Source organism: Burkholderia sp. BCC1047, assembly GCF_902833155.1.
GTDB classification, from domain to species: domain Bacteria; phylum Pseudomonadota; class Gammaproteobacteria; order Burkholderiales; family Burkholderiaceae; genus Burkholderia; species Burkholderia sola.
Genome location: NZ_CADFEH010000002.1, coordinates 366443 through 383875, shown reverse-complemented (window position 1 = coordinate 383875; position 17433 = coordinate 366443). Strand labels below are relative to the sequence as shown.

Below are 17433 nucleotides of genomic sequence, written 5' to 3'. Positions count from 1 at the left end.
GGGTGATCCCGACCGGCCATTCCGTCGTTCATACGCATTTCCCCTTGCTACGACCCCGTATCCCGCCTCGTTGCCGGCAGGACCTTGGTCAGTTTCACGAAATGTCACAATGAAGATGTAATATGTTTGTATTGGAACCGGTCCTGTTTATGATGCCGATCGGGCCCTAGCAAGCCATCCGACCGGCGATCGCGCTGTCGGTGACCGGCCCGCCAGACGGGCGGGACGCACGGGGAAACATCAGCGTTACCGCACCGCCGGAACCCACATGCCGATTCATCGTTCATACGAGATCAGGAGTACTCAGGTTGATTCGAATCGACAGGCGGCGCATCGATCGCGAACCGGCTTCGATCCTGACCGCGTATCCATGCCGGTTCACGGCCGACGCCGGACCACGTCTGTCCGGTCTCCGGATTGAAGTATTTCGCGCGACGCTTTCTTCCGGGCGTACCGCCATCGCCCGAAAAAATCTCCTGCGGCGTGAAACCAAACTCTTCGATGCAACGTCGCACTTCGGTCAATACCGTCGCTGCAATGGCAAGACGTTCCCGCTCCAGCTGGGCCTCGAGCAGCGCCTTCTTTTCCACAAACGACTTGTAAATCAACATGCGCGCCCCCTGGATCGCTCATTCCTGTCGTGCGCCGGCCTGCTACCGGCACGACCAAGCGTAATCGAGCCATTCACGGACATTGACAACCTTTGTCAACAAAGAGACCAAACCTCGCGCCCCTTTCACAAACCAAAAAAAATGATTAATACCACTAACTTAATGAATTCCACACGTTCAAAATCGTTGACAATTTTTCCGACACATCGAGACGAATATCGCGGCAAATTACGTGCTGCCGATCGTCGGGTGCGTGAGCCGGATCGCCCTTTCCCGCCGGGACGCTCGACGCGGCCCGATCGTTACGATCAATATCCAAGGAGTACGTAGCATGAACGTTCTCTATCTCGAGGACGATCCCGCCTATGTCGAGTTGATCACGTCGATACTGGAAACGGCAGGCTATCGCGTGCATGCCGTCAGCAACGGAAATCAGGCAATTCGCTATCTGGAGAGTTCGGTGGTCGATCTGCTGATTCTCGACTGGCGGGTGCCCGGCATGTCCGGATTCGAAGTGCTCCAATGGACGCGCGAACGCATCGGCGGTCGCCTGCCGATTCTGTTCTTGACGCAACGCGCGCGCGACGATGAAGTCTTCTCCGCGATCAACGCGGGCGCCGACGACTACATGGTCAAGCCGATCAATCAGTTCGAGCTGCTGGCGCGCGCCAACGCGCTGCTCAGGCGCGCGTATCACGGCGGCGCCGGCCGGCACGACACGCTCAGGCTCGGCGGCTATCTGATCGACACGCGAACGCGAACCGTGCTGCTGCATGGCGCACCGGTCAAGCTGACGCCGCGGGAATTCGATCTCGCCGTGCTGCTTTTCCGCAACCCCAACCGGATCATGCCGCGCGACGCGCTGATTCGCTCGCTGTGGGGCCGCGACATGGCCGGCGTGTCGCGCAGCCTCGACACGCACATCTACCGGTTGCGGATGAAGCTCACGCTCCAGCCGTCGAACGGCGTGCGCCTCAGCGCGGTCTATACGCTGGGCTACCGGCTCGAAGCGATCTGATTCGCCGTCCCATCATCGCGTACCGCAGCCGGCCGTTCCCGTCGACACGATGCGCGATGAACGGCGCGCGCCGCGGCATCCTGACACCGTACGCAATGGACTGTTGCTGAACACGCGCCGATCGTCGCGGCACGCTCCGTCCGGGCCGCCGTATCCCGCCGGGGGCGCCGCCGGGCAAGGCTGTGCACATGTCCTCACTGCGTGTGCGGATTCCAATTGTTCCTGTACAGCGACAATTCAATTCGCGTCTGCCGCATTTATCGCGACGGAACGGACACCTAGAGTAAACCCTGTCGCGCACCTCGTTGCGCATCGAACAGATCCCGCCGCGCGGGACCGGAGTCAGCGCTCGGGCGCCAGCTCCGACTTCCAGGAGTCATGCCATGAACCGCCGCCATCTTCTCTCGGCCCTTGCTCTCGCACTTGCCGTGTCCGCACCGGCCTTTGCCGACTCGGGCACCCCGCATGCCGGCGACTACGCCAACACGTCGTGGTACTCGCAACACAACGGTCCGCGTACGCGCGCCGAAGTCAGCGCGGAAGTCGAGCAGGCACGCAAGGACGGCACGCTCGCGTACCTGCGCAAGGCGACCTCGTATCCGCAAGGGCTCGAACTCGCCCAAGGCCCGTATCGCCCGATGCCGGAAGGCAACCAGCTCGCCGGCGGGGGCCGGTAAACGCGCGACGCCGCGCAGCGGGTTGCCCCGTGCGCGGCGTCTCGAACGACCTTATCGACGACTTTGCTGAATCAGTTAGTTGCAGGAGCACATGATGAACGATCAACTTCCTTCGCCGCTCGATCACTGGGACGACACCACGCCGGTGTGGACGCCGTTCCGTTCCGGGCCGCAATCGCATTAAGGCTCGCGTCGACGCGTCGCTGATACCGTCCTGCGGCGATCAACGACGCGGCACCCCATCACGCCATTCGCCCCAGTGCGTGACGATGTCCTGCACCAGCGGATTGCCCGCACGATACAGGTTTTCGGTCGCGGGCGCGAAGCCGCCTTGATCCGCGTAGTTCAGTAGGTTGTCGGCGCTGGTCTGCCCCGCATACGGCCGGTCGAAGTCGGACCCCGTGCGCAGCACGGCCACGCGCGACAAGTCGACCCGCTTCACGCTCGCCGCGCGCTTGAGCGCTTCGAACGTCGCGTTGTCTTCCTGCGCGGTCATGCAGTAGGTGCCCTTGCCGTCCGTCAGGATCTTGGTCCACTGGCGCGCGCGCTCGCCGATCAGCGTGCCCGAGAACCACGTGTTGCCCGATGACGTGTCGCACTGGATCACCGTCGGCGGCCGGTTCGCCGGCGCATACGTGAACTTCGCGCGCGCGGCCTGCGCCTGTGCGCTGTCGGCGAGCACGACGTTGCGCGACAACGCATACGCGGCATCGGTCAACTGCGGGTTGAGCTGGAACACTTCGGTGCGATAGTCGAGCGGCGGCTTGTCGTTCGGGCTCTTCGTGTTGATGCCGAGAAAGCCGGTGTTCCACCCGGCCGGAATCTCGCGCGCATCGAGCTCCCACTGCAGGCTGAAATCGACGAGGTATTTCGACCACGCGGCCGACCCGACCGTGCCCTGTGCAGGGTCGACGCCCGCGATGCCCGAGACCAGGAAATACGTGCGGCGCAGATCGAAGCGTTGCGAGAACGTGAGCGCCATGATCGTCGCCGACGCGTTCGCATAGCCCATGCCGGTCGTCACCACGCACACGTCCTGCTTGTTGCAGTGGACGGCCGGATAGTCGGGCGACAGGCCGGGCACGGTGACGTCGCGCCACGGGCCGAGCCGGTCGAGCCACGCCTGGCCTTCCGGGCCGAACATCGTGATGATCATGACCTTGACCGGGCGGCCATGCGAGCCGGTCTCGGCGAATGCGGCATTGCCTGCATCGTTGCCCTGGTTGTCCTGCGCGATCGACGGCGCGGTGGCACAGGCGGCGAGCGAGAATGCAGCGGCGGAAAGGATGGAGCGAGTCAGCATCGGCGTTCCTTGTTTCGATGATGTTGGGTGAGAACGGCTGTCGGAGACTGCGCGACGAGTATAGAACGGGCGTGCGCGATGCGGAACCCGACTACGAAACGGCTGGCCGTGTTTCGTGCGAACGGATGCGTGTTGCGTGACGGAAAATCGCGCGTCCGTCGCGGTGTTGTAAACATCAGGAATGCTATCGGGTTCGGAGCTGCACGCGACATCGGCCGTTTCTCGCCGCACTACATGCGCATCAGCCCCGCGACGCCGTAACCGAGCACGACGAGTGCGGCGACCACATGACTCATCGCGAGCCACCCCGGCGATTTCACGAAGCGCCCGATCGCACTGCCGCCGAACGCGAACACGAGCTGCCCCGCGAGACTGCCTGCAAACACGCACGCGGCGCCGACCAGCCAGTGCCGGTGCGCACCGGCGGTAGCGGTCGCATAGCCGTAGAACAGCAGGATGGTCAGCGGGTTCGCGAGCGTGACGAAGAACATCGACACGAACGGGCGATCGCCCGGCGGCGTCGGTACGTCGCCGTCGGGCGTGCGGCGCCGGTCACGCAGCGCCTGCCACAGCATCCGTGCGCCCATCGCGAGCAGCACGAGCGCACCGACGGCGCGGAACAGCGACAGATGCGACGCGAGCGTGTTTGCGAGCATCGCACCGATCGTAAACGCGACGACCGCATAGCAGCCATCGGCAGCGGCCACGCCGATCGCCGCGCGCACGCCGGTCGCGGTGCCGGCGCGCATGCCGTAGTTCGCGATCATCAGTGCGACGGGCCCGACCGACAGCGCGATCATAGCCCGAACAGGAAGTCGTTCATCGGTCGTCGATGGCATCCATACCGTCGATGGAAGGCATCAATTCCGGCGACGTCGAAACGGTCCGGCGTGTGAATCCGAAGTCAAGCGACGTCGACGCGCGACGGCCCGTCCACCATCTCGCCGATCACGGCCGCGCGGTCGAAACCGTCGGCACGGAAGCACGCGAGCACGTCATCGACGGCCTCCGGCGCACACGCGACCAGCAGCCCGCCGGACGTCTGCGGATCGGTCAGCAGCGCCTGCGCGACGGGCGGCAGCCCGTCGGCGAGCCGCACGTCCGTGCCGTACGCGGCCCAGTTGCGGCCCGACGCACCGGTGAACACGCCGTCGGCAACGAACGTCTCGACGCCCGCGAGCCACGGCAGCGACGCGTAATGCACGCGCGCGGTGAGATTCGCGCCGCGCGCCAGTTCGAGCGTATGGCCGAGCAGCCCGAAGCCGGTGACATCGGTCAGCGCATGCACGCCCGGCAGCGCCGCGAGTTCGGCGCCCGGCCGGTTGAGCTTCGTTGTAGTCGCGACCATCTGCGCGTAACCGTCGGCATCGAGCTGGTTCTTCTTCAGCGCGGCCGACAGCACGCCGACGCCGAGCGGCTTGCCGAGCACGAGCACGTCGCCCGCGCGCGCGGCCGCATTGCGCTTCACGCGCGACGGATGCACGACGCCGATCGCCGCGAGCCCGTAGATCGGCTCGACCGAATCGATCGAATGGCCGCCGGCGACCGGAATGCCGGCCTCCGCGCACACCGATTCGCCGCCGCGCAGCACGGCCGCGATCGTCTCGTGCGGCAGTACGTTGATCGGCATGCCGACCAGCGCGAGCGCGAGGATCGGCTTGCCGCCCATCGCATAGACGTCGGACAGCGCATTCGTGGCCGCGATACGGCCGAAGTCGAACGGATCGTCGACGATCGGCATGAAGAAATCGGTGGTGGCGACGATCGCCTGCTCGTCGTTGAGCCGGTAGACGGCCGCGTCGTCGGACGTCTCGGTGCCGACCAGCAGATCGGGGAACAGCGCGGGCGGCGTCGCGCGCTTGAGCAGCTCGGACAGCACGCCCGGCGCGATCTTGCAGCCGCAGCCGCCCCCGTGCGACAGGCTCGTGAGGCGCGGAACGGCAGGCTGGGCTTGGGTGGCTTCGGTCATCGTCGGCATCCGGTGAATAACAACATTCTATTATCGACAATTCCGCGCGAGCGCGCCCGATCGCGCTCTCCAAGTTGCGAATCGAGCCTCGCCCCGTCTTTGACGGAATCGCAACGAGCCGATATTGCCGTGCTCACCCGTCAAGCCAGCGCAACGGCCCCACCGAACGCCCGCTCGTCGATCGCCTCGGCAAGCGTCGCGAACGCCGTCCCGATCTCGTCTTCCGGCACGCACGCATAGCCGAGCAGCAACCCCGATGCAGCGCGCGAGCGATCCGCGTAATACCCGGACAGCGGCCGCACGACGATGTTGCGCTCGAGCGCGGCCTGCGCGACCACGCGATCGTCGACGCCGGCCGGCAATTGCGTGACCAGATGCAGCCCCGCGTCGCTGCCGAGCGCGTGCAGCGTATCGCCGTAGCGGCGCGCGACCGCATCGAGCAGCACCTCGCGGCGCTGCCCGTACAGCGTGCGCATCTTGCGGATATGCGACACGAAATGCCCTTCCGCGATGAATTCGGCGAGCACCGCCTGCTGCAGCAACTGCCCTTCGCGATACAGTTCGGCGCTCGCGGTCGCGAAACTCTCCGCGAGCGGCTCGGGCGCGACGAGATAACCGACCCGCAGCCCCGGAAACAGCGTCTTGCCGAAACTGCCGACGTAGATCACCTGCCCGGCCGTGTCGAGGCCCTGCAGCGACGCGAGCGGCCGGCTGCCATAGCGGAATTCGCTGTCGTAGTCGTCCTCGATGATCCAGCAGCCGTGCTGGCGCGCGTATTCGAGCAGCATCCGCCGCCGCGCGAGGCTCATCACCATCCCGAGCGGATACTGGTGCGACGGCGTGACGAGCATCAGCTTCGGCGGCTCGGCGAGATCGGCGGCCGACGGCGCGATGCCTTCGTCGTCGACCGGAATCGGCCGCGTGGTCAGCCCCGACACGTTCAGCACGCTGCGCACGCCCCAGTAGCACGGATCTTCGGTCCAGATCGCGTCGCCCGGGTCGGTCAGCAAGCGCACCGCGAGGTCGATCGACTGGTGGATGCCGGTCGTGATCACGATCTGCTCGGGCGTGCAGCGCACCGAGCGCGACGTGCGCAGGTAGTCGGCCAGCGCCTCGCGCAGCAGCGCGAGCCCGCCGCCGGGCGCGTAGGTCAGCAGGTCCGGGCGCAGGCGGCGCCAGTACTTGTTGTGCAGCCGCGTCCACACGCGCGCCGGAAAGCGCGACACGTCGGGCACGCCCGGCATGAACGCGCCGCCCTGGCGCTTCGACACGCCCGCCCCTTCGACGAGCCGCGTGCCGCGCGCGGACAGCCGCCGCGCGGACGGCGTCGCGACGGCCGGGCCGGCCGCCGCGTCGGGCGGCGCGCCGACGATCTCGTCCGGCGCGCTGTCGGCGACGAAGGTGCCGCGGCCCGTCGCCGAGTTCACATAGCCTTCCAGCGCAAGCTGTTCGTAAACCTGCGTGACCGTGTTGCGCGCGATCCCGAGCTCGGCGGCCAGCAGCCGCGACGACGGCACGCGCGTGCCGGCCGGCAGTTCGCGCGACAGGATCGCCTGTTGCAGCAGCCGGTGAAGCTGCCGGTAGATCGGCTGTTCGCCGCCGCGCACGAGGCGCTGCGCCAGCCAGTCCGACAACACGCTCGCGCGCATGATTGGCTCCTGAATATTTATTGAAATGGCTCTGATTGCCAGAGCCAAATGTGATTATAGTCGCCTCCATGGGCTGCCCAGGCGCCCGATTTCCTACCCACCGGACAGAACATCAAGGAGATGACCGTGAAGAATGCCGACCTGCAGGCCCGCAAGAACGCCGCCACCCCGCGCGGCGTCGGCGTGATGTGCGATTTCTACGCAGCCCGCGCCGAGAACGCGGAGCTGTGGGACGTCGAAGGCCGCCGCTTCATCGATTTCGCCGCCGGCATCGCGGTGCTGAACACGGGCCACCGCCACCCGAAGATCGTCAAGGCGATCGCCGATCAGCTGAACCACTTCACGCACACCGCCTACCAGATCGTTCCGTACGCGTCGTACGTCGAGCTGGCCGAGAAGATCAACGAGCGCGCGCCGGGCGACTTCCCGAAGAAGACGGCGTTCTTCACGACCGGCGCCGAAGCCGTCGAGAACGCGATCAAGATCGCGCGTGCGGCCACCGGCCGTCCAGGCGTGATCGCGTTCTCGGGCGGTTTCCACGGCCGCACGATGATGGGCATGGCGCTGACCGGCAAGGTCGCGCCGTACAAGCTGAACTTCGGCCCGTTCCCGGGCGACGTGTTCCACGCGCCGTACCCGAACGCCGTGCACGGCGTGACGACGGCCGACTCGATCAAGGCGATCGAGATGCTGTTCAAGGCCGACATCGATCCGAAGCGCGTCGCCGCGATCATCTTCGAACCGGTCCAGGGCGAAGGCGGTTTCTACGCGGCACCGGCCGAATTCGTGCGTGCGCTGCGCAAGATCTGTAACGAACACGGCATCCTGCTGATCGCCGACGAAGTGCAGACGGGCTTCGCGCGTACCGGCAAGCTGTTCGCGATGCAGCACTACGACGTGCTGGCCGACCTGATCACGATGGCGAAGAGCCTCGCGGGCGGCATGCCGCTGTCGGGCGTCGTCGGTCGTGCGGACGTGATGGACGCAGCGACACCCGGCGGCCTCGGCGGCACCTACGCGGGCAACCCGCTGGCCGTCGCGTCGGCGCACGCGGTGCTCGAGATCATCGACGAAGAGAAGCTGTGCGAGCGCGCGACGCAGTTCGGCGACGTGCTGAAGGCAAAGCTGACCGCGCTGCAGGCCGACGTGCCGCAGATCGCCGACGTGCGCGGCCCGGGCGCGATGATCGCGGTCGAATTCCTGAAGCCGGGTTCGGGCGAGCCGGATGCCGAATTCACGAAGCGCGTGCAGACGCGTGCGCTCGAGCGCGGCCTGCTGCTGCTCGTGTGCGGCGTGTACTCGAACGTCGTGCGCTTCCTGTTCCCGCTGACGATCCCGCAAGCCGTGTTCGACGAAGCGCTCGCGATCCTCGAGGAAGTGCTGAAGGAAACGGTCGGCGTGCCGGCCTGAGTGCCCGTCCGCTTCCACTGAATGCGCCGCCGCCGTCGTGAAGACGGCGGCGGCCGTTTTCTTCCGTCCTTTTCATAGCAGGCGATTCATATGAGCACTGTTCAGGAAACCCTGGCACTGAAAGATCCGTCGCTGTTCCGCCAGCAGGCGTACATCAACGGCGAATGGCAAGGCGCAACGAATGGCGAGTCGTTCGAGGTCCGCAACCCGGCAACCGGCGGCCTGCTCGGCACCGTGCCGGCGATGGGCACGGCCGAGACGCGTCACGCGATCGAAGCCGCGAACGCCGCCTGGCCGGCGTGGCGCAAGAAGACCGCGAAGGAGCGCGCGACGATCCTGCGCAAGTGGCACGACCTGATGATGGAGAACGCCGACGACCTCGCGCTGATCCTGACGACCGAGCAAGGCAAGTCGCTGGCCGAAGCGAAGGGCGAGATCGGCTACGCGGCGTCGTTCCTCGAGTGGTTCGCGGAAGAAGGCAAGCGCGTGTACGGCGACACGATCCCGACGCCGGCGAGCGACAAGCGCATCGTCGTGACGAAGGAAGCGATCGGCGTGTGCGCGGCGATCACGCCGTGGAACTTCCCGGCGGCGATGATCACCCGCAAGGTCGGCCCGGCGCTCGCGGCAGGCTGCCCGATCGTCGTGAAGCCGGCCGAAGCGACGCCGTTCTCGGCGCTCGCGATGGCCGTGCTGGCCGAGCGCGCGGGCGTGCCGGCCGGCGTGTTCAGCGTCGTCACGGGCGACCCGAAGGCGATCGGCGGCGAACTGACGTCGAACCCGATCGTGCGCAAGCTGTCGTTCACCGGCTCGACGCCGGTCGGCCGCCTGCTGATGTCGCAATGCGCGGCGACGGTCAAGAAGGTGTCGCTGGAGCTCGGCGGCAACGCACCGTTCATCGTGTTCGACGACGCCGATCTCGATGCGGCCGTGCAAGGCGCGATCGCGTCGAAGTACCGCAACAGCGGCCAGACGTGCGTGTGCACGAACCGCTTCTACGTACATGAAGCCGTGTACGACCAGTTCGCGCAGAAGCTCGCGGCGGCCGTCGGCCAGTTGAAGGTCGGCCGCGGCACGGAGCCGGGCGTCACGCAAGGCCCGCTGATCAACGAAGCAGCGGTGCTGAAGGTCGAGGCGCACATCGAGGACGCGCTCGCGAAGGGCGCGACCGTCGTGACGGGCGGCAAGCGCCACGCGCTCGGCCACGGCTTCTTCGAGCCGACCGTGCTGACGGGCGTGACGCCGGCGATGAAGGTCGCGAAGGAAGAGACGTTCGGGCCGCTCGCACCGCTGTTCAAGTTCGGCAGCGACGACGAGGTGATCCGCCTCGCGAACGACACCGAGTTCGGCCTCGCTGCGTACTTCTACAGCCGCGACATCGGCCGCGTGTGGAAGGTGGCCGAAGCGCTCGAATACGGGATGGTCGGCGTGAACACAGGCCTGATCTCGAACGAAGTCGCGCCGTTCGGCGGCGTCAAGCAGTCGGGCCTCGGCCGCGAAGGCTCGCACTACGGCATCGACGACTACGTCGTGATCAAGTACCTCTGCCTCGCCGTCTGACGGTTCGGGGCCTGGCGCCTCGGCGACAGGCCCTGGCCGCCCGGCCGGAACCGGGCGGCCCGACGCGGGCCGGTATCCCTCTCCGCCGTACCCGCGTCACCTTCCCCTCCCGCGATCAGCGGAACACGTTCACCGCCTCCACCAGCCGCGTCGCCTGCTGCTTCAGGCTTTCCGACGCCGCCGTGCTCTGCTCGACGAGCGCCGCGTTCTGCTGCGTGATGTTGTCCAGATGCACGACCGCCTGGTCGACCTGCGCGACGCCCGTGCTCTGCTCGGCCGTCGACGAGCTGATCTCCGCAATGAGATCCGACACGCGCTTCACCTGCGTGACGATGTCCTCCATCGTCTTGCCCGCGCCATCGACGATCCGCGCGCCCGACTCGACCCGCTCGACGCTCGCGCCGATCAGCGTCTTGATTTCCTTCGCCGCGTTCGCACTGCGCTGCGCGAGCGCGCGCACTTCGCCGGCCACCACCGCGAAGCCGCGCCCCTGATCACCCGCGCGCGCCGCCTCGACGGCCGCGTTCAACGCGAGAATGTTGGTCTGGAACGCGATGCCGTCGATCACGCCGATGATGTCCGCGATCTTGCGCGAACTGTCGGTGATGTCGTTCATCGTCGCGACGACCTCGTTCACCGCCTGCCCGCCGCGCCCGGCCGCCTCGCTCGCGGAAACGGACAGCTGATTCGCCTGCAACGCCGTCTCGGCATTGCTCGACACGGTCGCCGTCATCTCGGCCATCGACGCGGCCGTCTGCTGCACGCTCGACGCGGCCTGCTCGGTGCGCGCGCTCAGGTCGTTGTTGCCTTGCGCGATCTCGTTGCTCGCGCGCTGCACGTTCAGCACCTGCTCGCTGACGTCGTCGACGAGCCAGCGGAACATCAACCCGAGCTGGTTGATCGTGCGCAGCGTCATGCCGATCTCGTCGACGCGGTTCATCCGCACACCGCTGCGGCTTTCGCCGGTCGCCACGCGCAACGCCTCGTCGCGCAGTTGCCCCAGCGGCCGCACGATCTGCGCGTCGAGCCACAGCCCGGCCGCCGCCGTCACGCCGACCGCCGCACCGGCAAACGCCGCGAACGCGCCGCCGGTCAACCCGGCCGCCCAGCCGGCGCCGACGACCGCCGGCGCGAGGACGCACAGCGTCGACACCAGCCGGGACCGCACCGACATCGTCTGGAACAGCGACGCGACGCGCATCGCGCCCGTGCGGACGATCAATCCCTTGTGGAACCGGCGGCTGCCGGCCTTGCCTTCGCGGAAATCGCGATACAGCGCCTCGGCGGCCGCGATCTCGTCGCGCGTCGCCTTCGTGCGCACCGACATGTAGCCCTTCGGCTGCCCGTTGCGCATCACCGGAATCGCGTTCGCGCGCACCCAGTAGTGATCGCCGTTCTTGCGGCGGTTCTTCACGAGCGCGGTCCACGGCTCGCCGCCCTTGAGCGTCGCCCACATGTCGGCGAACGCTTCCTTCGGCATGTCCGGATGCCGTACCATGTTGTGCGGCTGGCCTTCGATCTCCTCGGGAGAAAAACCGCTGACCTGGATGAACGCCGCGTTCGCGTACGTGATGTGGCTGTCGACGTCGGTCGTCGACATCAGCGTCGCATCATCGGCAAATTCGAATTCGCGTTGCGTGACAGGCTGGTTGTTGCGCATGGTGTGGAGCTCCGGGTGGCGGATCTTGCGTCCGTTCGTCGATTGATTCGAGACTCCACGCATGGCGATCGATTCGCCTGCGTGTGAGTCGACTCCTGCGCTTTGGGCAAATTCCGCCAAAACATGATGCCGTACTCGGGTAAATATGCATTAAAGATGCATGATCGTGTTTTTGCCGAATGATTTGTTTATGGATAAACCAGAATGCGTGGCCGCACAACGGCCTGACGGCCATTCGCCCGATCGTTCGACGTAATGCATTCGGCCCGATTTAGCGCGTAACGATAAAGTCGTAAATACGAATATTTCGCGTTTGGCGTCATTCGATTGAATTCGCCAATCCGAACATGTGCCGTGCGCGACATGCCGGATTCATTGATCGAATCCGCCCGTCGCGCACGCTTGCAACCCTCACCTGAACACGTTCACCGCATCGACGAGCCGCGTCGCCTGCTGCTTCAGGCTTTCCGACGCCGCCGTGCTCTGTTCGACGAGCGCCGCGTTCTGCTGCGTGATGTTGTCCAGATGCACGACCGCCTGGTCGACCTGCGCGACGCCCGTGCTCTGCTCGGCCGTCGACGAGCTGATCTCCGCGATCAGGTCCGACACGCGCTTCACCTGCGTGACGATGTCCTCCATCGTCTTGCCCGCGCCGTCGACGATCCGCGCGCCCGATTCGACGCGCTCGACGCTTGCACCGATCAGCGTCTTGATCTCCTTCGCCGCATTCGCGCTGCGCTGCGCGAGCGCGCGCACTTCGCCCGCGACCACCGCGAAACCTCGCCCTTGCTCGCCTGCGCGCGCCGCCTCGACCGCCGCGTTCAGCGCGAGGATATTGGTCTGGAACGCGATGCCGTCGATCACGCCGATGATGTCCGCGATCTTGCGCGAGCTGTCGGTGATCTCGCTCATCGTCGCGACGACCTCGCTCACCGCCTGCCCGCCGCGCTCGGCCGCGCCGCTCGCGGAAACGGACAGCTGATTCGCCTGCAGCGCCGTCTCCGCGTTGCTCGATACGGTCGCCGTCATCTCGGCCATCGACGCGGCCGTCTGCTGCACGCTCGACGCGGCCTGTTCGGTGCGCGCGCTCAGGTCGCTGTTGCCTTGCGCGATTTCGTTGCTCGCGCGCTGCACGTTGTGCACCTGCTCGCTGACGTCGTCGACGAGCCAGCGGAACATCAGCCCGAGCTGGTTGATCGTGCGCAGCGTCATGCCGATCTCGTCGACGCGGTTCATCCGTACGCCGCGCCGGCTCTCGCCGGTCGCGACGTTCAGCGCCTGCTCGTGCAACCGCTTCAGCGGTTGCACGATCTGCGCGTCGAGCCACCAGCCTGCCGCGACCGCCACGCCGGCCGTCACGCCGGCAAACGCCGCGAGCCCGCCGCCGGTGAGCCCGCAGGCCCACCCCGTGCCGACAACGGCCGGTGCCAGCACGCACAGTGCTGTATGAACGCGCGCACGCACCGACATCGTCTGCGGCAGCGACGCGATTCGCAGCAGCCCGGTGCGGATCACGAGCCCCTTGTGGAACCGGCGCCGGCCGGCCTTGCCGTCGCGAAACGCGCGATACAGCGCGTCCGCGGCAGTGCTCTCGTCGTGCGGCGCCTTCGTGCGCACCGACATATAGCCCTGCGGCGCGCCGTTGCGCATCACCGGAATCGCGTTCGCGCGCACCCAGTAGTGGTCGCCGTTCTTGCGGCGGTTCTTCACGAGCGCGGTCCACGGCTCGCCGCGCCGCAGCGTCGCCCACATGTCGGCGAACGCCTCCTTCGGCATGTCCGGGTGACGGACCACGTTGTGCGGCTGGCCGACGAGCTCCTCGGTCGAGAAGCCGCTCACTTGCGCGAACGTCGTGTTGGCGTAGGTGATGATGCTGTCGGCATCGGTCGTCGACATCAGCGTGACGTCGTCGGGAAAATCGAATTCCTGTTGGGTAACGGGCTGGTTGTTGCGCATGCAAGGCTCCGAAAGGCGGATCTGTCGTCCGCGCCGCGCTGAAATCGCGCTCAGTAGCCGAAAAACGGTTGTTCGCTTTACGACACTCTCGTCCTTACTGTCGGCAATTCACCGGCAAACCTTAATTTCGATGCGCATAAAACGGGCAATCCGGCCATTACCATGATTCAGATCAAATAATCCGGCGATAATCCCCGCGCACGTTTATCTGTCGGTCACGAAGCGCCGCACGACATTGGCAATGCCGGCCGCTGTTGCGCGCAGCGAAACGATTGGCCTATCCTGCTCCATTCCACTGGAATTCGAATTCGATGAAAAAGGCATTGCATGAGCTGAATCGGCTGTCCTGGAATACCGCGACGGCCGCGCATGAGCGCCATCAACGCGATCAGGCCGCGTTTTTCCGGAATGGCGGCGCCACGCGGTTTCCGGGACAACGCGAACCGGACGGCTATCGGATGGCGCCGCCCGACCGCATGCCGCGCCTGCCGCTGACGGGTACGATCGCCGCGCACCGGAGGGCCGCATGACGCGCCGCACCGCCGCCGAACGCGACGCGCTGTCGGCCCGCCCGCTTGCGCGCGACGACGTACCGCTCGTATGGACCATCGACCGGCGCGAAATCATCGAACACCTGTACGTGCTGCGCGACGGCACGCTGCATCTCGTGCCCGAGTTCTACGACGTGGCCGGCTGGCCCGACGGCGAAGCCGATCACTACACGCCGATCCTGCTCGACTGCCACGACCGCGGCGGCTGGTTTCTCGGCAGGTTCGACGGCGCGCGGCTGGTCGCGGCAGCGGTCGTCGACAGCCGGCCACTCGGCCCGCAACGCGACATGCTGCAGCTGAAGTTCCTGCACGTGAGCCACGACTGGCGCGGCTGCGGGCTCGGCGAACAGCTCTACCGCACGGCCCGCGCGCAGGCGCGTGCAATGGGCGCCGAGCGGCTGTACGTATCGGCCACGCCGTCGCAGCGCACGATCGACTTCTACCTGCGGCTCGGCTTCACGGTCAGCGCGTCGCCCGATCCCGAGCTTTACGCGCTCGAGCCCGACGACATTCATCTGGAAGGGCCGACGGCCTGACGGCTGGCACGCGGAGGGCGGCGCGCGCGTCAAGCAACTGTCGCGGGCCGGTGGTTAACGACGAAGGGCGGCGCGAGATGTCTCGTGCCGCCCTTCGTAGGAGAAACAGCGCAGCAGCAAAGCGGCGCGTATCCGGCCACTTCACCGCATCACGCCGCTCACACGCGTTCGATCGCGATCGCGATGCCCTGGCCGACGCCGATGCACATCGTGCACAGCGCAAAGCGGCCGTTCGTGCGATGCAACTGGTACATCGCGGTCGTCACGAGGCGCGCACCCGATGCGCCGAGCGGGTGGCCGAGCGCGATCGCGCCGCCGTTCGGGTTCACGCGCGGATCGTCGTCGGCGACGCCGAGCATGCGCAGCACCGCGAGACCTTGCGACGCAAACGCTTCGTTCAGCTCGATCACGTCGAACTGGTCGATCGTCATCCCGAGCCGCGCGAGCAGCTTCTGCGTGGCCGGCGCCGGGCCGATGCCCATCACGCGCGGCGCGACGCCGGCCGTCGCGATCCCCAGCACGCGGGCGCGCGGCGTCAGGCCGAAGCGCTTCGCGGTGGCCTCGTTCGCGAGCAGCAGCGCGGCGGCGCCGTCGTTCACGCCCGACGCGTTGCCGGCCGTGACCGAGCCGTCCGGGCGCACGACGCCCTTCAGCTTCGCGAGCGTCTCGAGCGACGTTTCGCGCGGATGCTCGTCGCGCGACACGACCAGCGGATCGCCCTTCTTCTGCGCAATCGTGACCGACACGATTTCTTCGGCGAGCGTGCCGTCCTGCTGCGCGCGCGCGGCCTTCTGCTGGCTGCGCAGCGCGAACAGGTCCTGATCCCCGCGGCTGATGTGGTAGTCGACCGCGACGTTCTCGGCGGTCTCCGGCATCGAATCGACGCCATGCAGCTGTTTCATCAGCGGATTGACGAAGCGCCAGCCGATCGTCGTGTCGTAGATGTCGGCCTGGCGCGCGAACGCGCTCGCGGCCTTGCCCATCACGAACGGCGCGCGCGTCATGCTCTCGACGCCGCCCGCGACCATCAGCGCGGCTTCGCCCGACTTGATCGCGCGCGCGGCCACGCCGACCGCATCCATCCCCGATCCGCACAGGCGGTTGATCGTCGATCCCGGCACGCCTTCCGGCAAGCCCGCGAGCAGCGCCGACATGCGCGCGACGTTGCGATTGTCCTCGCCGGCCTGGTTCGCGCAGCCGTAGATCACGTCGTCGATCGCCGTCCAGTCGACGTCGCGGTTGCGCTCGACGAGCGCCTTGAGCGGCACCGCGCCCAGATCGTCGGCGCGCACGCCGGACAGTGCACCGCCGTAACGCCCGATTGGCGTACGGATCGCATCACACAGAAAAGCTTCGGTCATCAGTGTCTCCGGTCCCATGGAAGGCTGGGAAATGAACAGGGCGCGCGCCCCTTGCATTGCCCGCCGGGATGCGCTTAAATGTTCTATATACGAACATAAGATCGTGTATCGAACGTTCAACGCATCATAGGGAGTGCGGGGACGACCTGTCAAGCGCGCGGTCCGCCGGGCGGTTGGCGTGTCAGGCCCCATGCGCTATCTTCTCGGCTGCACGACAAACCAACCGTTCATGACAACCGAAGACATCCAGAAACCCGGCGACTCCTATGTGCAGTCGTTCGCGCGCGGCCTCGCGGTGATCCGCGCGTTCGACGCGACGCGCCCGGAGCAGACGCTCACCGAGGTCGCGTCGGCCACCGGCCTCACGCGCGCGGGCGCACGCCGGATCCTGCTCACGCTGCAGACGCTCGGCTACGTCGAGGCCGACGGCCGGCTGTTCCGGCTCACGCCGAAGATCCTCGAGCTCGGCTTCGCGTATCTCACGTCGATGCCGTTCTGGAATCTCGCCGATCCGGTGATGGAGCAGCTGTCCGCACAGATCCACGAAAGCTGCTCGGCCGCGGTGCTCGATCGCACCGAGATCGTCTACGTGCTGCGCGTGCCGACCCGCAAGATCATGACGATCAACCTGTCGATCGGCAGCCGGCTGCCCGCGTACTGCACGTCGATGGGCCGCGTGCTGCTGTCCGCGCTCGACGACGCGGCGCTCGACGAAACGCTCGCGCAGAGCGGCATCCGCGCGCACACGCCGCGCACGATCACCGACCTCGGCGAGCTGAAGGCGGCGATCGCCCAGGCGCGCCAGCAGGGCTGGGCCGTGGTCGACCAGGAACTCGAAGTGGGGCTGATGTCGCTGTCGGCGCCGATCCGCAACCGGCGCGGGCAGATCATCGCCGCGATGAACATCAGCGGCAACGCGCAGCGGCATACCGCGAAGCAGATGGTGAAGGAGTTTCTCGGGCCGCTGCAGCAGGCCGCGCAAACGGTGTCGGAACTGGTCGCGCGGCGCGGGTGAGCGGTTACTTCGCTCGCGGGACCGGCACGACGGTCATTCGCGGATCGCGCGGATAAAAAGACGGGCGGCATGGGCCGCCCGCTCAACTCTCTGACTCTGCTTGCAACGTCCTTCTCACGGAACACGGAGCGCGCCCCGCAACACCCAATTTAGGGGC

At 66.7% G+C, this 17433-nt stretch carries 13 protein-coding genes and 2 pseudogenes; 7 read left to right on the top strand and 8 right to left on the bottom strand.

The annotated features are described in order from the left end of the window. Window positions 1-293: 293 nt before the first annotated feature. On the bottom strand, window positions 294-611 hold the full coding sequence (locus HWX55_RS03730; RefSeq protein WP_124555316.1) for an H-NS histone family protein: 318 nt from the start codon (window positions 609-611) through the stop codon (window positions 294-296). Window positions 612-942: 331 nt separating this feature from the next. Here HWX55_RS03730 and HWX55_RS03725 point away from each other — a divergent pair, with 331 nt between their 5' ends. Then, window positions 943-1629: a response regulator transcription factor gene (locus HWX55_RS03725; protein WP_175974044.1), complete on the top strand. Its 687-nt coding sequence runs from the start codon at window positions 943-945 to the stop codon at window positions 1627-1629. A 383-nt stretch (window positions 1630-2012) separates the two neighbouring features. Then, complete coding sequence (locus HWX55_RS03720) at window positions 2013-2306, top strand: DUF4148 domain-containing protein (protein ID WP_175974042.1); 294 nt, start codon at window positions 2013-2015, stop codon at window positions 2304-2306. A 223-nt stretch (window positions 2307-2529) separates the two neighbouring features. On the opposite strand, the gene HWX55_RS03715 is transcribed toward HWX55_RS03720, so the two are convergent. The 4 genes and pseudogenes from HWX55_RS03715 to HWX55_RS03700 form a co-directional block, all read right to left on the bottom strand. Continuing rightward, window positions 2530-3609, bottom strand: coding sequence for a purine nucleoside permease (locus tag HWX55_RS03715; RefSeq protein ID WP_175974040.1), 1080 nt, complete (start codon window positions 3607-3609; stop codon window positions 2530-2532). Between the two features lie 230 nt (window positions 3610-3839). Further along, window positions 3840-4432, bottom strand: a pseudogene (locus HWX55_RS03710) (LysE family transporter). 81 nt (window positions 4433-4513) lie between these two features. Beyond that, window positions 4514-5578 carry a selenide, water dikinase SelD gene (gene selD, locus HWX55_RS03705; RefSeq protein WP_175974038.1) on the bottom strand — a complete coding sequence of 355 codons (1065 nt, stop codon included), beginning with the start codon at window positions 5576-5578 and terminating at the stop codon, window positions 4514-4516. A 140-nt stretch (window positions 5579-5718) separates the two neighbouring features. Next, a complete protein-coding gene (locus HWX55_RS03700; protein ID WP_175974036.1) occupies window positions 5719-7227 on the bottom strand; it encodes a PLP-dependent aminotransferase family protein in 1509 nt (502 codons plus the stop codon). A gap of 126 nt (window positions 7228-7353) precedes the next feature. Between HWX55_RS03700 and HWX55_RS03695 the strand changes: the two genes are divergently transcribed. After that, window positions 7354-8637 carry a 4-aminobutyrate--2-oxoglutarate transaminase gene (locus HWX55_RS03695; protein WP_175974034.1) on the top strand — a complete coding sequence of 428 codons (1284 nt, stop codon included), beginning with the start codon at window positions 7354-7356 and terminating at the stop codon, window positions 8635-8637. 90 nt (window positions 8638-8727) lie between these two features. After that, window positions 8728-10197 (top strand): NADP-dependent succinate-semialdehyde dehydrogenase, encoded by a 1470-nt coding sequence (gene gabD / locus HWX55_RS03690; protein WP_124595385.1) that lies wholly within the window; start codon window positions 8728-8730, stop codon window positions 10195-10197. A gap of 115 nt (window positions 10198-10312) precedes the next feature. On the opposite strand, the gene HWX55_RS03685 is transcribed toward gabD, so the two are convergent. Then, window positions 10313-11857 carry a PAS domain-containing methyl-accepting chemotaxis protein gene (locus HWX55_RS03685; RefSeq protein ID WP_175974032.1) on the bottom strand — a complete coding sequence of 515 codons (1545 nt, stop codon included), beginning with the start codon at window positions 11855-11857 and terminating at the stop codon, window positions 10313-10315. Between the two features lie 411 nt (window positions 11858-12268). Next, complete coding sequence (locus HWX55_RS03680) at window positions 12269-13813, bottom strand: PAS domain-containing methyl-accepting chemotaxis protein (RefSeq protein WP_175974030.1); 1545 nt, start codon at window positions 13811-13813, stop codon at window positions 12269-12271. Window positions 13814-14124: 311 nt separating this feature from the next. Between HWX55_RS03680 and HWX55_RS03675 the strand changes: the two are divergent. Continuing rightward, window positions 14125-14256, top strand: a pseudogene (locus HWX55_RS03675) (SAM-dependent methyltransferase); the annotation flags it as partial. 83 nt (window positions 14257-14339) lie between these two features. Continuing rightward, window positions 14340-14900: an N-acetyltransferase gene (locus HWX55_RS03670; RefSeq protein WP_175974028.1), complete on the top strand. Its 561-nt coding sequence runs from the start codon at window positions 14340-14342 to the stop codon at window positions 14898-14900. Window positions 14901-15058: 158 nt separating this feature from the next. Here the strand turns inward: HWX55_RS03670 and pcaF are convergent, their stop codons facing one another. Continuing rightward, on the bottom strand, window positions 15059-16261 hold the full coding sequence (pcaF, locus tag HWX55_RS03665; protein WP_175974026.1) for a 3-oxoadipyl-CoA thiolase: 1203 nt from the start codon (window positions 16259-16261) through the stop codon (window positions 15059-15061). 229 nt (window positions 16262-16490) lie between these two features. Between pcaF and HWX55_RS03660 the strand changes: the two genes are divergently transcribed. Continuing rightward, entirely contained in the window at window positions 16491-17276 is a 786-nt protein-coding gene (locus tag HWX55_RS03660; RefSeq protein ID WP_050012439.1) for an IclR family transcriptional regulator, read from the top strand. Window positions 17277-17433 lie beyond the last annotated feature (157 nt).

What these genes read in the sequence shown, in the direction of transcription:
- HWX55_RS03715 (WP_175974040.1), bottom strand. Translation starts at nt 3,609, where the DNA reads ATGCTGACTCGCTCCATCCTTTCCGCCGCTGCATTCTCGCTCGCCGCC.
- HWX55_RS03730 (WP_124555316.1), bottom strand. Translation starts at nt 611, where the DNA reads ATGTTGATTTACAAGTCGTTTGTGGAAAAGAAGGCGCTGCTCGAGGCC.
- HWX55_RS03720 (WP_175974042.1), top strand. Translation starts at nt 2,013, where the DNA reads ATGAACCGCCGCCATCTTCTCTCGGCCCTTGCTCTCGCACTTGCCGTG.
- HWX55_RS03725 (WP_175974044.1), top strand. Translation starts at nt 943, where the DNA reads ATGAACGTTCTCTATCTCGAGGACGATCCCGCCTATGTCGAGTTGATC.
- HWX55_RS03680 (WP_175974030.1), bottom strand. Translation starts at nt 13,813, where the DNA reads ATGCGCAACAACCAGCCCGTTACCCAACAGGAATTCGATTTTCCCGAC.
- HWX55_RS03670 (WP_175974028.1), top strand. Translation starts at nt 14,340, where the DNA reads ATGACGCGCCGCACCGCCGCCGAACGCGACGCGCTGTCGGCCCGCCCG.
- pcaF (WP_175974026.1), bottom strand. Translation starts at nt 16,261, where the DNA reads ATGACCGAAGCTTTTCTGTGTGATGCGATCCGTACGCCAATCGGGCGT.
- HWX55_RS03660 (WP_050012439.1), top strand. Translation starts at nt 16,491, where the DNA reads ATGACAACCGAAGACATCCAGAAACCCGGCGACTCCTATGTGCAGTCG.
- gabD (WP_124595385.1), top strand. Translation starts at nt 8,728, where the DNA reads ATGAGCACTGTTCAGGAAACCCTGGCACTGAAAGATCCGTCGCTGTTC.
- HWX55_RS03685 (WP_175974032.1), bottom strand. Translation starts at nt 11,857, where the DNA reads ATGCGCAACAACCAGCCTGTCACGCAACGCGAATTCGAATTTGCCGAT.
- selD (WP_175974038.1), bottom strand. Translation starts at nt 5,578, where the DNA reads ATGACCGAAGCCACCCAAGCCCAGCCTGCCGTTCCGCGCCTCACGAGC.
- HWX55_RS03700 (WP_175974036.1), bottom strand. Translation starts at nt 7,227, where the DNA reads ATGCGCGCGAGCGTGTTGTCGGACTGGCTGGCGCAGCGCCTCGTGCGC.